Origin of the sequence: Paramesorhizobium salinisoli (genome assembly GCF_003335045.1) — a bacterium.
Classification (GTDB): Bacteria; Pseudomonadota; Alphaproteobacteria; order Rhizobiales; family Rhizobiaceae; genus Paramesorhizobium; species Paramesorhizobium salinisoli.
The window spans coordinates 60,837-73,863 of record NZ_QOZG01000006.1; the positions used below are offsets into that span (position 1 = coordinate 60,837).

Consider the following 13,027-nt stretch of genomic DNA (forward strand, 5'->3'; position numbering starts at 1 on the left):
CGTGCGAATGCTTTAGACAAACGCAATCTGGGTCTTCATCGATTGCCCCTTGTCGGAGGCGATCTCGAATGCGTTGAGCGCATCGGCGAGCGGCAGTGTGTGGGTGATCAGCGGCTTGACGTCAATGAGACCGCCCTGCATCAGTTTTACCGCCACCGCAAATTCTTCATGGAAGCGGAAGGAGCCGCGCAGGTCCAGTTCCTTGGCGGTGATCGCCATCATTGGCAGGCTCATCTCGCCGCCAAGTCCGAGCTGGATGATCACGCCGCGCGGGCGTAACGCCTGGATACCGGCGACGAGCGCAGGTTGAGCGCCCGAGCATTCATATAGAACGTCGAAATATCCCTTGTTGTGGCTGAACGAAGCGAGACCGTCCTGGTCTTCCGAAAGGTTGATCGTGCGGTCAGCGCCGATTGCGTGAGCAAATCCGAGCGCCTTTTCCGAAATGTCGGCCGCGACGATTTCCGCCGCGCCCGCCCGGCGGGCCGAAAGGATAGATAGCGTACCGATCGGCCCGCAGCCGGTGACGAGCACGCGCTTGCCCAGCATCTCGCCGGCCCGGCGCGTGGCGTGCAGCGTCACCGACAGGGGTTCGGCCATCGCCGCTTCGCCCGCCGAAAGGCCGTTGGCCTTCACGCACTGGCTGGCCTTGGCAACGAGCCGCTCGCGGAAGGCACCCTGGATATGCGGGAAGGGCATGGCCGAGCCGTAGAAGCGCATGTTGAAGCAATGGTTGGGCAGGCCCTTGTGGCAATACTCGCAAGAGCCGCAGGGACGCGAAGGCGATACGGCGACGAGATCGCCGACTGCGAGATCGGACACGCCCTCGCCGAGCGCCGCGACATGGCCAGAAACCTCATGGCCGAGGATCATCGGCTGCTTCAGGCGCACCGTGCCGAAGCCGCCGTGATTATAATAGTGCAGGTCCGATCCGCAGATACCGCCCGTGGCGAGACGAATCTCCACCTCGCCGGGCCCGGGAGTCTCGACGGTGCAGTGCTCGACGCGCAGGTCTTTCGCCGCATGAATGACGATGGCTTTCATCGGGTTGTCCTCACAGAACCGGGGTGGGCAGTGGGCGGCCTTCGAAATGGGCTGACAGGTTGTCGAAGACGAGCTGGCCCATAGCCTTGCGGGTCTCCACCGTGCCGGAGGCCATATGCGGCTGCAACAGCACGTTCTCGAGCGCGAGGAAGCGGGGGTTGAGGTTCGGCTCGCCCTCGAAGACATCGAGCGCGGCGGAACCGAGCGCCTTGCTTTCGAGCGCATCGAGAAGCGCCGCCTCGTCGATGTTGGAGGCGCGCGAGATGTTGATCAGCATGCCTTCCGGCCCCAGCGCCTCAATGACCTTACGGCCGACGATGTGACGCGTCTCGGCGGAGGCAGCGAGTGTGACGAAGAGGAAGTCCGAGCGTTCGGCAAGTTCGGCAGGGTCGGCGACGAAGGCCCAGTCCCCGGCAAAATCCTTCGGCCCCATATCGCTATAGGCGATGTCCATGTCGAAGCCGGCAAGGCGCTTTGCCACCTCATAGCCGATGCGCCCAAGACCGAGAATGCCGGCGCGCTTGCCGTGCACGCGGCTCTTCAGCGGGTAAAGACCCTTCTTCGCCCAGTCGCCGCTCTTCACCCAACTCTCCCCGCCAATGACGCCGCGCGCCTGCGCCAGCATCATCGTCACACCGAGGTCAGCGACGTCCTTGGTCAGCACATCAGGCGTGTTGGTGACGCGGATGCCGCGGTCGCGGGCCGCGCCAAGGTCCACCGCGTCGAAGCCGACGCCATAGACGGAGATGACTTCCAGCTTCGGCAGTGCCTCGATCAGCGTCTGGTTCGCGCCAAGCTCGCCGCGCGTTGCGATCCCGCGGATGTTGGCGCCATGCTCCGCCAGGAATGCCGCCTTGTCCGCCGTCTCGAAATAGCGGTGTATCGTGAAATTGGCGTTCAGCCGCTCCTCGTCCCACAAAGGGTAAGGGCCGACCTGCAGTATCTCGATCTTGCTCACGATGTATCCTGTGCTGTAAATTTGTTATCGATAACATAGCTTTTGGTGCCGAATTGTCCAGTGCCATTTTTAAAAACGTGCAGGTGGCGAACGGTAGCCTTGAGGAGGGACTTGACAGTTATGTTAACGATACCATAGGTTGAGATCGCAGGCTTTGGGAGGAGCGGTGATCACGGAAAAACTTCTGGAATTTCGTGCGGTCGCGAAGGAGTTCGGTGGCACGAAGGCGTTGACGGGCGTCTCCCTCGACTTGAAGCGCGGCGAGATCCTCGCGCTGCTCGGCGAGAACGGCGCAGGCAAGTCGACCCTCATCAAGACGCTCGCCGGCATCTACCGGCCGGATGGCGGCGACATCCTCTTTCGTGGCGAACCCTACCATCATCGTCCGCCAAAGCCGAACGAGCGCCAGCCGGTCGCCTTCATCCATCAGGATCTCGGCCTCATCGAATGGATGACGGTGGCGGAGAATGTGGGCCTGGCGCAGGGCTTTTCCATGCGCCTCAACCTGATCGACTGGGCCGCGACGGCGCGGCGCACCACCGAGGCGCTGAAACTGGTAGGCTGCGATTTCGATCCTTCGACCCGCGTGCAGAGTCTGACGCGCACGGAAAAGTCGCTGGTCGCCATCGCCCGCGCGCTCGCCGTGGAGGCGGACGTGCTGGTTCTCGACGAGCCCACCGCCAGCCTTCCGGCAGACGAGGTGGAGCGCCTGTTCGATGCCATCCGCCCGCTAAAGGAGCGGGGCGTGGCGATGATCTACGTCTCGCACCGCCTCGATGAGATCTTCCGCGTCGCCGACCGGGTCGCCGTGCTGCGCGATGGCCATCTCGTTGGCGAAACGGCGGTGAAGGACACCAATCCGAATGAGCTCATCCGCATGATCATCGGTGACAAGGCGAGCCAGCTCTTCGCCAAGGCGCATTCGGTGCCTGGCGAGACGCTGGTGTCGGTGCGCGATCTCGCCTGCCGCGCCACCGGCCCCGTCTCTTTCGAACTGAAGCAGGGGGAGCTTCTCGGTCTGGTCGGCCTGCGCGGCGCGGGGCAGGAGCTAATCGGCCGCGCCCTTTTCGGGGCGGAGCCCGCGACGGGAGACGTGACGATCCGCGGCGCGCGCCCGGACCTCGCCAGTCCCGAAACGGCGATCGCCTCAGGTATCGGCCTCATCGCCCGCGACCGCACGGAGGAATCCGTCGCCATGTCGCTTTCCTTGCGGGAAAACACCTTCCTCAATCCCGGCGCCTCCGGCCGCGGGCTCTTCGCCTTCCTCTCGCCGGCGGAGGAGGCCGAAAAGGCTTTCGCCCTCGGCGAGAAGGTGGGCCTGCGCCCCAACGACCAGTCGCTCGCCATCGAGGCGCTGTCCGGCGGCAACCAGCAGAAGGTGGTGGTCGGGCGCTGGATCGCGACCGGCCGCAAGCTGCTGATTGCCGAAGATCCGACCGCGGGCGTCGACGTAGGCGCCAAGGCTGACATCTACCGCCTCATCGCCGAGGCGGTGGAGGAGGGGCTTGCAGTTCTCGTGATCTCCACGGACTTCGAGGAGATCGCCCATATCTGCCATCGGGCGCTGGTGTTTTCGCGCGGACGCATCGTCCGCGAGCTTTCCGGCGCCGATCTCACCACATCCGCTGTCATTTCGGCGGCCTCCGCTTCCGAAGCGGCCTGATCCCGGGAGAAAGACCATGCAATCCATCCAGTCCGCTGCCCTTGAGCCGACGCCAGCGGAGCTGAAAGGCCTTTCGGCCGGTGAGCGGCTGAAGCGGCTCCTGCCCGTCTACGGCCTTGTGATCCTGACGGTGCTGCTCATCCTCGTCTTCTCGGTCCTTTTGTCGGACACGTTCCCTACGCTGCTCAACCTGCGCTCGATCATCGCCAACAAAACGATCATCGCCATCCTGTCGCTGGCCGCGATGATCCCGATGGCCTGCGGGCGCATCGACCTCACCATCGGCTACGGCATCGTGCTCTGGCACATTCTCGCGATCAGCCTGCAGACCACGCTCGGCCTGCCCTGGCCGATCGCGGTCGCCATCGTGCTCGTGCTTGGCGCGCTCACCGGCCTCCTGAACGGCCTGCTGGTGGAAGTCGCCAAGATCGACAGCTTCATCGCGACGCTCGGCACGGGCACCGTCATCTATGCCGTCGCGCTCTGGCACACCGGCGGCCGGCAGGTCGTCGGCGTGCTGCCGGACGGGTTTCTCGCGCTCAACGGCACCATGCTGTTCGGCCTGCCGATCACCGGCTTCTATGTGCTGGCGCTGGCGCTGGTCATGTGGATCGTGCTGGAATACCTGCCGATCGGCCGCTACGTCTATGCCATCGGCGCAAATCCCAAAGCCGCGGCGCTCAACGGCATTCCCGTCCGCCGCTTCGTCATCGGCGCTTTCATCGTTTCGGGCGTACTCTCCGCCGTCGCCGGCGTGCTGCTCGCCTCGCGGCTGCGCATCGGGCAGGCGAGCGTCGGCCTCGAATACCTGCTCCCCGCGCTCGTTGGCGCGTTCCTCGGCTCCACCACTATCAAGCCCGGCCGCGTCAATGTCTGGGGCACAATGATCGGCGTCATCATCCTTGCCGTTGGCATCGCTGGCATCCAGCAGTTCGGTGGCTCCTTCTTCGTCGAGCCGCTGTTCAATGGCGTCACCCTGCTCGTCGCCATCGGCATTGCCGGCTACGCCCAGCGCCGCCGCGGCGCAGCCGACGCCAACCGTCCCAAGACTGCGCCGGGCAAGGCAGCGTCCTGACTTCGCATTCCACCGCATTCTCACGTCCAAAGGGAGGACACCATCAATGAAACGCAGACATTTCCTCGCAACAACTACAGCCGCCATGCTGGCCTTGGCGCTCGCCGGTCCCGCCTTCGCGGACGCCATCGCCGACGCCAAGGCCGTCGTCGAGAAATATGCCGGCAAGGTCGACAAGTGGGACGGCCCGACGAGCGGCCCCAAGGCTGCGAATGGCAAGAGCGTTGTCGTTGTGGCGGCCGACATGAAGAACGGCGGTATCCTCGGCGTCGTCAACGGCATCGAAGAGGCGGCCGCCGCCATCGGCTGGACCGTGACCGTGGTCGACGGCGCCGGTTCCATCGAGGGCCGCACCGCTTCCTTCGGCCAGGCGCTGACGCTGAAGCCGGGCGGCATCATCATCGCAGGCTTCGACGCCGTCGAGCAGAAGCCAGCCATGGAAGATGCCAAGAAGGCGGGCATTCCGATGGTTGCCTGGCACGCTGCGCCGGCGGTCGGCCCGGTCGACGACGTCGGCGTCTTCGCCAACGTGACGACGGACGCGATGGAGGTCTCCAAGTCGGCGGCCGACTACGCCTTCGTCGATGCCGGCGGCAAGCCGGGCGTGGTCATCTTCACCGATTCCACATATGCCATCGCCATCGCAAAGGCTGACAAGATGAAAGCCGAGATCGAGGCGCTCGGCGGTACGGTGCTGGAATATGTCGATACGCCGATTGCCGAGACCTCGCAACGCATGCCGCAGCTCACCACCACGCTCCTGCAGAAATACGGCGACCGGTGGACCCATTCGCTGGCGATCAACGACATCTATTTCGACTTCATGGGCCCGTCGCTCTCGGCGGCTGGCATTGCGGGCGAAGGCGCACCGAAAAGCGTGGCGGCTGGCGACGGTTCGCAAAGCGCCTACCAGCGCATCCGTACCAAGCAGTACCAGTCGGTGACGGTTGCCGAGCCGTTGAACCTGCAGGGCTGGCAACTCGTCGATGAATTGAACCGTGCCTTTTCTGGTGAGAAGTGGTCCGGCTACGTCTCGCCGCTCCATGTCGTGACGGCCGACAATGTCGAGTTCGATGGCGGGCCGAAAAACACCTTCGACCCGGACAACGGTTACCGTGACGAATACAAAAAGATCTGGGGTAAATAAGCCTTCCTCCCGGCGTGCCGGGTGCGGTGCTTGCACCGTCTCTGGCGCGGCCGGTATGCACCGCGCTTGTTTTGAAAGGAGGGAGCGGAATGTCGTTTTTTGAAGCAGAAGAGCCGGAATTCTCGCGCTTCGTGCTGGGTAACGCCCCGCTGAAGAAGCTGGCTGGCGGGTTCGACTGGGCCGAAGGACCTGTCTGGTTTGGCGACCACGATTGCCTCCTGTTCTCCGATATTCCGAGCAACCGCATCCTGCGCTGGAGTCCGGCGCTCGGCATCAGTATCTTCCGCGAGCCTTCCAATTTCGCCAATGGCAACACGCGCGACCGGGAAGGCCGGCTGGTAACGTGCGAACACGGCACGCGCCGCGTTACCCGCACCGAGCACGACGGCTCCGTCACCGTCATCGCCGACCGCTACGACGGCAAGCGGTTGAATTCACCGAACGACGTGGTCGTCACCTCCGACGGCGCGATCTGGTTCAGCGATCCGCATTATGGCATCGTCTCGGACTACGAGGGCACCCGCAGCGAGCAGGAACTACCCTGCAACGTCTATCGCGTCGATCCGCATTCCGGCCATGCCCGCGCCGTGCTCACCGATTTCCACTGCCCGAACGGCTTGGCCTTCAGCCCAGATGAAAAGCGCCTTTATGTGGCGGATACCGGCCGCATGTTCTCCAACGATCCGCGCCATATCCGCGCCTTTGATGTCGCTGCGGACTGGACGCTGGTGGGCGGGGCGGTCTTCCACACCATTTCCCCCGGCTGGGCAGACGGCATGCGCGTCGATGCGGCGGGCAATCTCTGGTCCTCGGCTGGCGACGGCGTGCACTGCATCGCGCCCGACGGTCGCAGGCTCGGGAAAATCTTCGTGCCGGAAACTGTTTCCAACATCTGCTTCGGCGGGCGCCATCGCCATCGTCTCTTCATCACTGCGACCAGCTCCGTCTATGCCGTCTCGCTCGCCATTCGCGGCGGAAGCCGACCGCCGGTGGGGGCGTAATGACCTTCGTGGAAAAGACCGCCCGGCTGACGGATGAGCGTCTTCGCCATGCTGGCGGCGGCAATCTTCGCGGCGAAGGCGATGGGCCAGCCGCAATGCATTGTCATCGTCGATGCGAGCGGTGTGGCGCTCGCCGCCTTCCGCATGGCCGGCGCGCGCTACCTCTCGTTGAGGAGCGCGACCGCCAAGGCCCGCACCGCCGCCTCCACCGACGCGCCGAGCGACAGCGTGCCGGAAGCCGTGCGCCCCGCTGTTGCTGCTGCGACCGGGGGAGAAATTACCGGGTTGCGCGGCGGCCTGCCGATCCGCCTTGGGGGCGTGCTCCTCGGCGGCATCGGCGTCGGCTCGGGATCGGGGGAGCAGGACGAGCAGGTCGCCCGCGCTGCACTGAAGGCGATCGACGCGGAGGAGACCTGAGCCGCCGATTTTGCGCATGGGGATATAAGAGCGGCCCACGATCGCTCCACTTGTGGGATAGAGCACCGCTGCGCTACGGTGTGATAACGATAACGAGGCTAGGGAATGCGGAACGACAAGGCACCGACGATGGCGGATATCGCCCGGAAGACAGGCGTTTCCCCTATGACGGTGTCGCGCGCATTTAAATCCGGCAGTCTCATCAACAAGGATACGCGCGATGCGATCCTGAAGGCGGCGGAGGATCTCGGCTACGTCTTCGATTCGACCGCGTCGAACCTGCGTTCGCAGAAGACGGGCTTCATCGCCGTCACCATCCCTTCCATCAACAATGCGAACTTTGCCGATACCGTGAGAGGTCTTTCCGAATTGCTGAGCGCGCACGGGTTCCAGATCCTGCTCGGCTACACGAATTACGACACGGAGGAGGAGGAGCGGCTGATCGAGCAGTTCCTCCGCCGCAAGCCGCAGGCCATTGTCGTCACCGGTGGCAAACACACGCCGCGTGCGCGAAAACTGCTCGAAAATGCCAATGTGCCCGTCATCGAGACTTGGGACGTTCCCGCCGAGCCGATCGGCCATTTCGTCGGTTTTTCCAACGCCGATGCCGTGCGCAGCATGGTCGATCATTTCGTGGCGGCCGGCTACACCCGCATCGCCTTTATCGGGGGCGATGCGAGCCGGGACACACGCGGCAGCGATCGACGGCTCGGCTTCATCGCGGCGCTCAGTGATCACGGGCTCGATGCCTCGCGGCTGATCGATGCAGGCGCGCCGCCGATCTCGATGCGGGAAGGCGCGAACGCCATGGCGCGGCTGCTTGCCGAATACCCTGATACGGAGGCCGTGATCTGCGTCTCGGACCTCTCGGCTTTCGGGGCGCTGACGGAATGCCAGCGTCGTGGCGTACCGGTGCCGGCGCGCATCGCCATTGGCGGTTTCGGCGATTACGAGATCGGCGGCATCAGCGTGCCGGCGCTGACGACCATCAACGCCCAGGCCCGGCAGATCGGCGAGCGCACGGGACAGCTAATCCTCGACCTCATCGATGACAAGCCGGATTTGCACCATGTCACCATAGAGCCCCAGCTCATCGTGCGCGAGAGCAGCCGCTGACCGTTCGGCAATCTGATTGTATTTCTTGCTCTCTATATTCTTGAAAACGCCCGACATACTGACATAGCCAACCCGCTTCCCTGACTGAAGGCCGGACCCTAATCCATTCTGGTATCACGACACAAAAGTAGTGCGTTTGTCCGACGTTCAAGAACGAAGAGAGAATGGATTTGTATAGGTCGGCAAATGCTTCGGCTTAGTCGGGCAACAGAAAGGCCGCATCCGCAACCCTGGCGAAATCGGATTCGAGGTGTGCCATCGTCACATCGAAGATCGCGCGGGCGGACAGACCAGCAGAAGGCATATCGAACCCGAGCACGGCATCTCGCACGACAGTCATATTGAACCCGAGATCGGAGCCGGCGCGAACTGTCGAGTTAACACAGAACCCGGCGACAGCCCCGGTGACTACCAGATCATCAATGTCGTTTTCGCGCAGATAATCGGCCAAGTCCGTGGACGCAAAGCCCGATGAAGTTCTCTTAACAAAAACGGGTTCGCTATCAAGGCTCTCTGCACATGGCATCGCGCGATATCCCGGTGCTTCCGGATGAAACGGCGAAGCAGGGTTTTCATCGGCGTGTCTTATATGAAGAACGCGCAGTCCCTTACGGCGAAAAGCTGCTGTGAGATCAGCAATGCGTGCGGGAGCCTCCGGATTAACATGATCTCGCCCCGCTTCCATCCGATGCTGCATGTCCATCTGCATATCGATAATGATGAGCGCGGTCACCGCCATTTCATGTTCCTTCCGATTTGCGTGCTTTGCAGAGGGCCGTCTTACCAATTTTCACATCCGCCAGGGGCAACATCTTCTTCTGGTCCCTTGCTCCCTGAAATTCATTCGCCGATCAGGCCATCGAAGACTTCGAGCATGGCCTCACTGATCGCTTTGCCGAGCGCGGCTGCGGTCTCAGTCAGCCGGCCCTCATTCATGTCACGAGCAGCCATTGCGAAGGCGGCACCTTCTGCCGTCACGATCTCCTGCGCGCGCTGGATCGCCCATAGAGCGAAGTCGCTTCGGTTGCTGATTTCCACGGTTTCCATGATTTCTCCTAATTTTTTCGAGCGAATGTCTTATAGCGAATTTGAAGGACGATGCAGTCCTGGAAATTGATTTAGTGAATCTGGGGAAGCGTTTAATTAGAGAAAGATCACGAGCGTGAGCCATGCCTTTTTAAATATCCTGCTAGGCCAGCTTTTAAGTTCCATAGGCGATCCAGGTAGAAGACGGCGGCTTACTTGACAGAACGGTTTATGCAAGTATACACTTATATAAGTGAAATCTTCTACAAAGGGTAGCTGATGCGGTTCGAATTCGAAGATCATCTGGGAGCGGTCACGCGGATCGTCTCGGAACTCGAGCGAGACGGCAAGCCCGCTCGCAATGTCACGTTGGAACGGTCTTATGACGCAACGACCGACGATCTTTGGGATGCCATAACGAATCCGGAGCGATTATCTCGGTGGTTCCTGCCCATTGGCGGTGAGTTGAAACTCGGAGGACGGTGGCAATTAGAGGGCAGCGCCGGCGGCATTATCACCGACTGCGTACCGCCGCGTTTCTTCGCCACGACATGGGCGTTTGGAGGGGAAACGAGTTGGATCGAGGCGCGCATTGCTCCAGAGGGGGAAACGTGGTGCCGGCTCTCGCTATCCCACATCTGCCCAGTGAACGATCACTGGCAGAAGTATGGGCCGGGTGCGCCCGGTGTTGGCTGGGACTTGGGCCTGGTCAGCCTGGCAGTTCATCTTTCGGACACTGGTTTCGAGTGCTTCGATGAAGACGCTTTCACGTCCTCTGCCGAAGGCAAAGCTCTAATTGCTAGCGTCAGCGAAGACTGGCGGCGAGCGGCGGTCGCAGGCGGGGAGAGCCCGGCGCAGGCGGATGCAGCAGCGAAACTGACAAGGGCATTCTACATAGGCGAGGAATCGGAGCAGGGTTGAATGCACGCCTTCGATGTTCTCGGCGATCCGGTGCGGCGTCGCATTCTGGAGTTGCTTGCGGAAAGCGAGCATCGCTCCGGTGATGTCGTCAAGGTCATCCAACACGACTTCGGCATTACGCAAGCGGCCGTTTCGCAGCATCTCCGTGTTCTGAGAGATAGCGGTTTCGCTCGCGTGCGTGTTGATGGGCAGCGTCGCGTCTACTCGATCGATATTCAGCCATTGCAGGAGATAGATACCTGGCTTGACCGCTTTCGCTCGTTCTGGGAACCAAAACTAAGCGCGCTCGAAACAGAGGTTCGCGGAGGAAAACAGAAGCGGCCGAGTTGAGAAATCATAATGGCGCTCAAAATTGGTCCCATGTCCTTGCCAAGGGAGCCGGAGATGACGAAAACTAGCGCAGCGAGAAGATCCAGGGCCTCCTGCGATAAAAAGTGCCTTCCGACCATGACCCCGGCAGGGGACTCGCTGATCTCCGCTCCTTCATTAACCTTGCCGTGGCGCTCATCATTCGTGAAGCGGCGGATGAGGAGTGACTACCCTCATCGGAAGCGCAATGCTGCTGGCCTGACGCGCGCTCGGCACTTGCAGTGGCCGGCGCGTAGACTCTAGGCCACCGATGTACTGAAAGCTTGTATGTGTGAACGAGCCCTGAAAAGTTATCGACCGCCCGGGAGAAGGTCGTATTGAAAAAGACTCATATTCCCTGACGAGGTGTGAAAAGATGCGCATAAATAATGAGGCGGATCCACAGAATATCTATGATGACGTTCGGTTTTTTAACGACTACCGAACGTTGAGACAGAGCGATACAGGGCTAAATGGTGCGGTTGAGGTGCCGGCGCTTCGGTCTCTGTTGCCGAATCTTAAAGGGCGAGACGTTCTCGATCTTGGATGCGGATTTGGTGATTTCGCGCGTTATGCACGTTCTTGCGGCGCGGAATCTGTAACAGCAGTGGATATTTCAAAGAGGATGCTCGAAGAAGCAACGCGGCTCACAGATGACCCTGGAATTACCTATCTGGAATCATCCATTGAGAGCTTTGTACCTCGCCGTCAGTCGGTGGATGTTGTGGTTTCATCATTGGCCCTGCACTACGTGGAGAGCTACGCCAAGGTAGTTCACCAAATTTTCGAGTCCCTAAAGCCCGCAGGGCAATTCGTTTTCTCCATCGAACATCCACTTGTCACCGCAAACCCCGTCGGCTGGGTACGCGATGGCGACGATCTCCTACACTGGCCACTAGACAATTACAGTGAAGAAGGCCAGCGGGATACAAAGTGGTTTGTTGATGGGGTGATCAAATATCATAGAACCGTGGCCACCTACGTGAATACGCTCATCGCGCGGGGGTTCCGGATTGATCGCCTGGAGGAGCCTGGACCAGTTGTGCCGGCCCTCGCCGTTCGTCCAGAGCTTGAGCAGGAGCGGCGTCGACCGCCGTTTCTCCTTCTTGCTGCATCACGCCCTACCTAAGGGAGTTGCATTCCCTCGATGTCGACCGTGACAAGCTGGGACTAGGATTGAATCTAGTCTACAACCGCGCCGCAGGTGAGATTAATGACGGTCCCAGTCATTGAGGCCGCCTGCGCCGAGGCAGCGAACACGGCGGCACTTGCCACCTGATCGAGCGTGGGAAGCCGCTTTAGCAGTGTCCCTGCCGCTGCCCCCTCCATCAGCTCATCGAGGCTGACGCCTGCGCTTCGGGCGACAGGCTCGAACACATCGCGGGAGTGTGAACCCATGGCCGACGCTTCTGGAATGGCGTGCGATCGTATGCACACGACCCGGACGCCGGCGGGGGCGAGTTCCGCAGCCAGCAACCGCGTCATGCCTTCCGTTGCAGCGCACGAAACCCCGTAGCCGAGAAATCCCGTTCCCGGCATTCGAGCGCCTGGCGTCGATAGCATCATAATAACGCCCGAACCCCGAGACGCCATGTACGGCGTCACGGCGCGGGCGGTGATGAAGTATGCCGTCGCATAGGCCGTGATCGGATGAAGGAAATCTGCCGCCGACAGCTCGGAAAGCGGGATGCCCTGCACATGTTTTATGCCGAGGGCGTTGAATGCAATGTCAATCCCGCCCGCCTTTGCAGAAACCTCCGCTGAATGCTGGGCAACATCCCGCTCATTGAGGGCGTCAATGACGGAAATCTCGGCGCGTCCGCCTGCGCTACAAATGTCATTCGCCACCGCATCCAGCTTTTCCTTTGTTCGGCCGGCGAGGAAAAGTTCAGCTCCTTCCCTCGCGAAGGCACGAGCAACTGCCCCACCTATTGCGCCGCCGCCGCCATAGACGATCGCCACCTTGTTTTGCAGCATCATTGCCCCACCGCAAAAACCGATTGCACTCCACAAGTGGTTTTTTATACTGTCGGTCATGCGAAATGCAATCGTTTTCCGCGGCAAAGTAGGAATGGATGAATGCGCCGGTCAGGTGAATGCGGTATTTTTTAAGCACAATTGATTGGTAAATTTGACCGAGGATGACGCCATCGTGACGGCTGTCGCCAAATATGGAAAGGATCCGGTGTCAGTACGGGTGATCTGCGAGTATCTCGAGGAGTCTCTGGACGGCGCAGGGCTATATCCGGTCCGCCGACAGCGCGAGCAAAGAAGCGGAAGCAGGAGGCGGCGTGGTCGCGCAGATAGAGCT

14 protein-coding genes are annotated in these 13,027 nt (G+C 61.3%); 9 read left to right on the forward strand and 5 right to left on the reverse strand.

The genetic code is table 11. From position 1 onward, the window contains the following. Nucleotides 1-12 precede the first annotated feature (12 nt). Both DUT91_RS15005 and DUT91_RS15010 read right to left on the reverse strand, forming a co-directional pair. Nucleotides 13-1,044: an L-idonate 5-dehydrogenase gene (locus tag DUT91_RS15005; protein WP_114441343.1), complete on the reverse strand. Its 1,032-nt coding sequence runs from the start codon at nucleotides 1,042-1,044 to the stop codon at nucleotides 13-15. A 10-nt stretch (nucleotides 1,045-1,054) separates the two neighbouring features. After that, on the reverse strand, nucleotides 1,055-2,002 hold the full coding sequence (locus DUT91_RS15010) for a 2-hydroxyacid dehydrogenase (protein ID WP_114441344.1): 948 nt from the start codon (nucleotides 2,000-2,002) through the stop codon (nucleotides 1,055-1,057). A gap of 166 nt (nucleotides 2,003-2,168) precedes the next feature. On the opposite strand from DUT91_RS15010, the gene DUT91_RS15015 reads away from it, so the two are divergent. The 6 genes from DUT91_RS15015 to DUT91_RS15040 all read left to right on the forward strand — a co-directional run bounded on the left by DUT91_RS15015 (nucleotide 2,169) and on the right by DUT91_RS15040 (nucleotide 8,421). Continuing rightward, complete coding sequence (locus DUT91_RS15015) at nucleotides 2,169-3,665, forward strand: sugar ABC transporter ATP-binding protein (RefSeq protein WP_114441345.1); 1,497 nt, start codon at nucleotides 2,169-2,171, stop codon at nucleotides 3,663-3,665. A 16-nt stretch (nucleotides 3,666-3,681) separates the two neighbouring features. Beyond that, nucleotides 3,682-4,740 carry an ABC transporter permease gene (locus DUT91_RS15020; RefSeq protein ID WP_114441346.1) on the forward strand — a complete coding sequence of 353 codons (1,059 nt, stop codon included), beginning with the start codon at nucleotides 3,682-3,684 and terminating at the stop codon, nucleotides 4,738-4,740. Nucleotides 4,741-4,786: 46 nt separating this feature from the next. After that, nucleotides 4,787-5,887 carry an ABC transporter substrate-binding protein gene (locus DUT91_RS15025; RefSeq protein WP_114441347.1) on the forward strand — a complete coding sequence of 367 codons (1,101 nt, stop codon included), beginning with the start codon at nucleotides 4,787-4,789 and terminating at the stop codon, nucleotides 5,885-5,887. Nucleotides 5,888-5,976: 89 nt separating this feature from the next. Continuing rightward, the gene (locus DUT91_RS15030; protein ID WP_114441348.1) at nucleotides 5,977-6,888 is read left to right on the forward strand and encodes an SMP-30/gluconolactonase/LRE family protein; all 912 of its coding nucleotides are present in this window, start codon (nucleotides 5,977-5,979) and stop codon (nucleotides 6,886-6,888) included. 33 nt (nucleotides 6,889-6,921) lie between these two features. Next, a complete protein-coding gene (locus DUT91_RS15035) occupies nucleotides 6,922-7,305 on the forward strand; it encodes a GlcG/HbpS family heme-binding protein (RefSeq protein ID WP_342634457.1) in 384 nt (127 codons plus the stop codon). 105 nt (nucleotides 7,306-7,410) lie between these two features. After that, nucleotides 7,411-8,421 carry a LacI family DNA-binding transcriptional regulator gene (locus tag DUT91_RS15040; RefSeq protein WP_114441349.1) on the forward strand — a complete coding sequence of 337 codons (1,011 nt, stop codon included), beginning with the start codon at nucleotides 7,411-7,413 and terminating at the stop codon, nucleotides 8,419-8,421. A 196-nt stretch (nucleotides 8,422-8,617) separates the two neighbouring features. On the opposite strand, the gene DUT91_RS15045 is transcribed toward DUT91_RS15040, so the two are convergent. Together DUT91_RS15045 and DUT91_RS15050 are read right to left on the reverse strand one after the other, a co-directional pair. Further along, nucleotides 8,618-9,160, reverse strand: coding sequence for a cysteine hydrolase family protein (locus DUT91_RS15045; RefSeq protein ID WP_114441350.1), 543 nt, complete (start codon nucleotides 9,158-9,160; stop codon nucleotides 8,618-8,620). Nucleotides 9,161-9,261: 101 nt separating this feature from the next. Beyond that, nucleotides 9,262-9,468 carry a hypothetical protein gene (locus DUT91_RS15050; RefSeq protein ID WP_114441352.1) on the reverse strand — a complete coding sequence of 69 codons (207 nt, stop codon included), beginning with the start codon at nucleotides 9,466-9,468 and terminating at the stop codon, nucleotides 9,262-9,264. 258 nt (nucleotides 9,469-9,726) lie between these two features. Between DUT91_RS15050 and DUT91_RS15055 the strand changes: the two genes are divergently transcribed. From DUT91_RS15055 to DUT91_RS15065, 3 genes are all read left to right on the forward strand, one after another. Next, complete coding sequence (locus tag DUT91_RS15055) at nucleotides 9,727-10,368, forward strand: SRPBCC family protein (RefSeq protein ID WP_114441353.1); 642 nt, start codon at nucleotides 9,727-9,729, stop codon at nucleotides 10,366-10,368. Then, nucleotides 10,369-10,698, forward strand: a complete 330-nt coding sequence (locus DUT91_RS15060; RefSeq protein WP_114441355.1) for an ArsR/SmtB family transcription factor — start codon at nucleotides 10,369-10,371, stop codon at nucleotides 10,696-10,698. Nucleotides 10,699-11,092: 394 nt separating this feature from the next. Then, nucleotides 11,093-11,845, forward strand: coding sequence for a class I SAM-dependent methyltransferase (locus DUT91_RS15065; protein ID WP_114441357.1), 753 nt, complete (start codon nucleotides 11,093-11,095; stop codon nucleotides 11,843-11,845). A gap of 53 nt (nucleotides 11,846-11,898) precedes the next feature. Here DUT91_RS15065 and DUT91_RS15070 read toward each other — a convergent pair whose 3' ends face one another. Next, on the reverse strand, nucleotides 11,899-12,696 hold the full coding sequence (locus DUT91_RS15070) for an SDR family NAD(P)-dependent oxidoreductase (RefSeq protein WP_114441599.1): 798 nt from the start codon (nucleotides 12,694-12,696) through the stop codon (nucleotides 11,899-11,901). Between the last annotated feature and the right edge of the window lie 331 nt (nucleotides 12,697-13,027).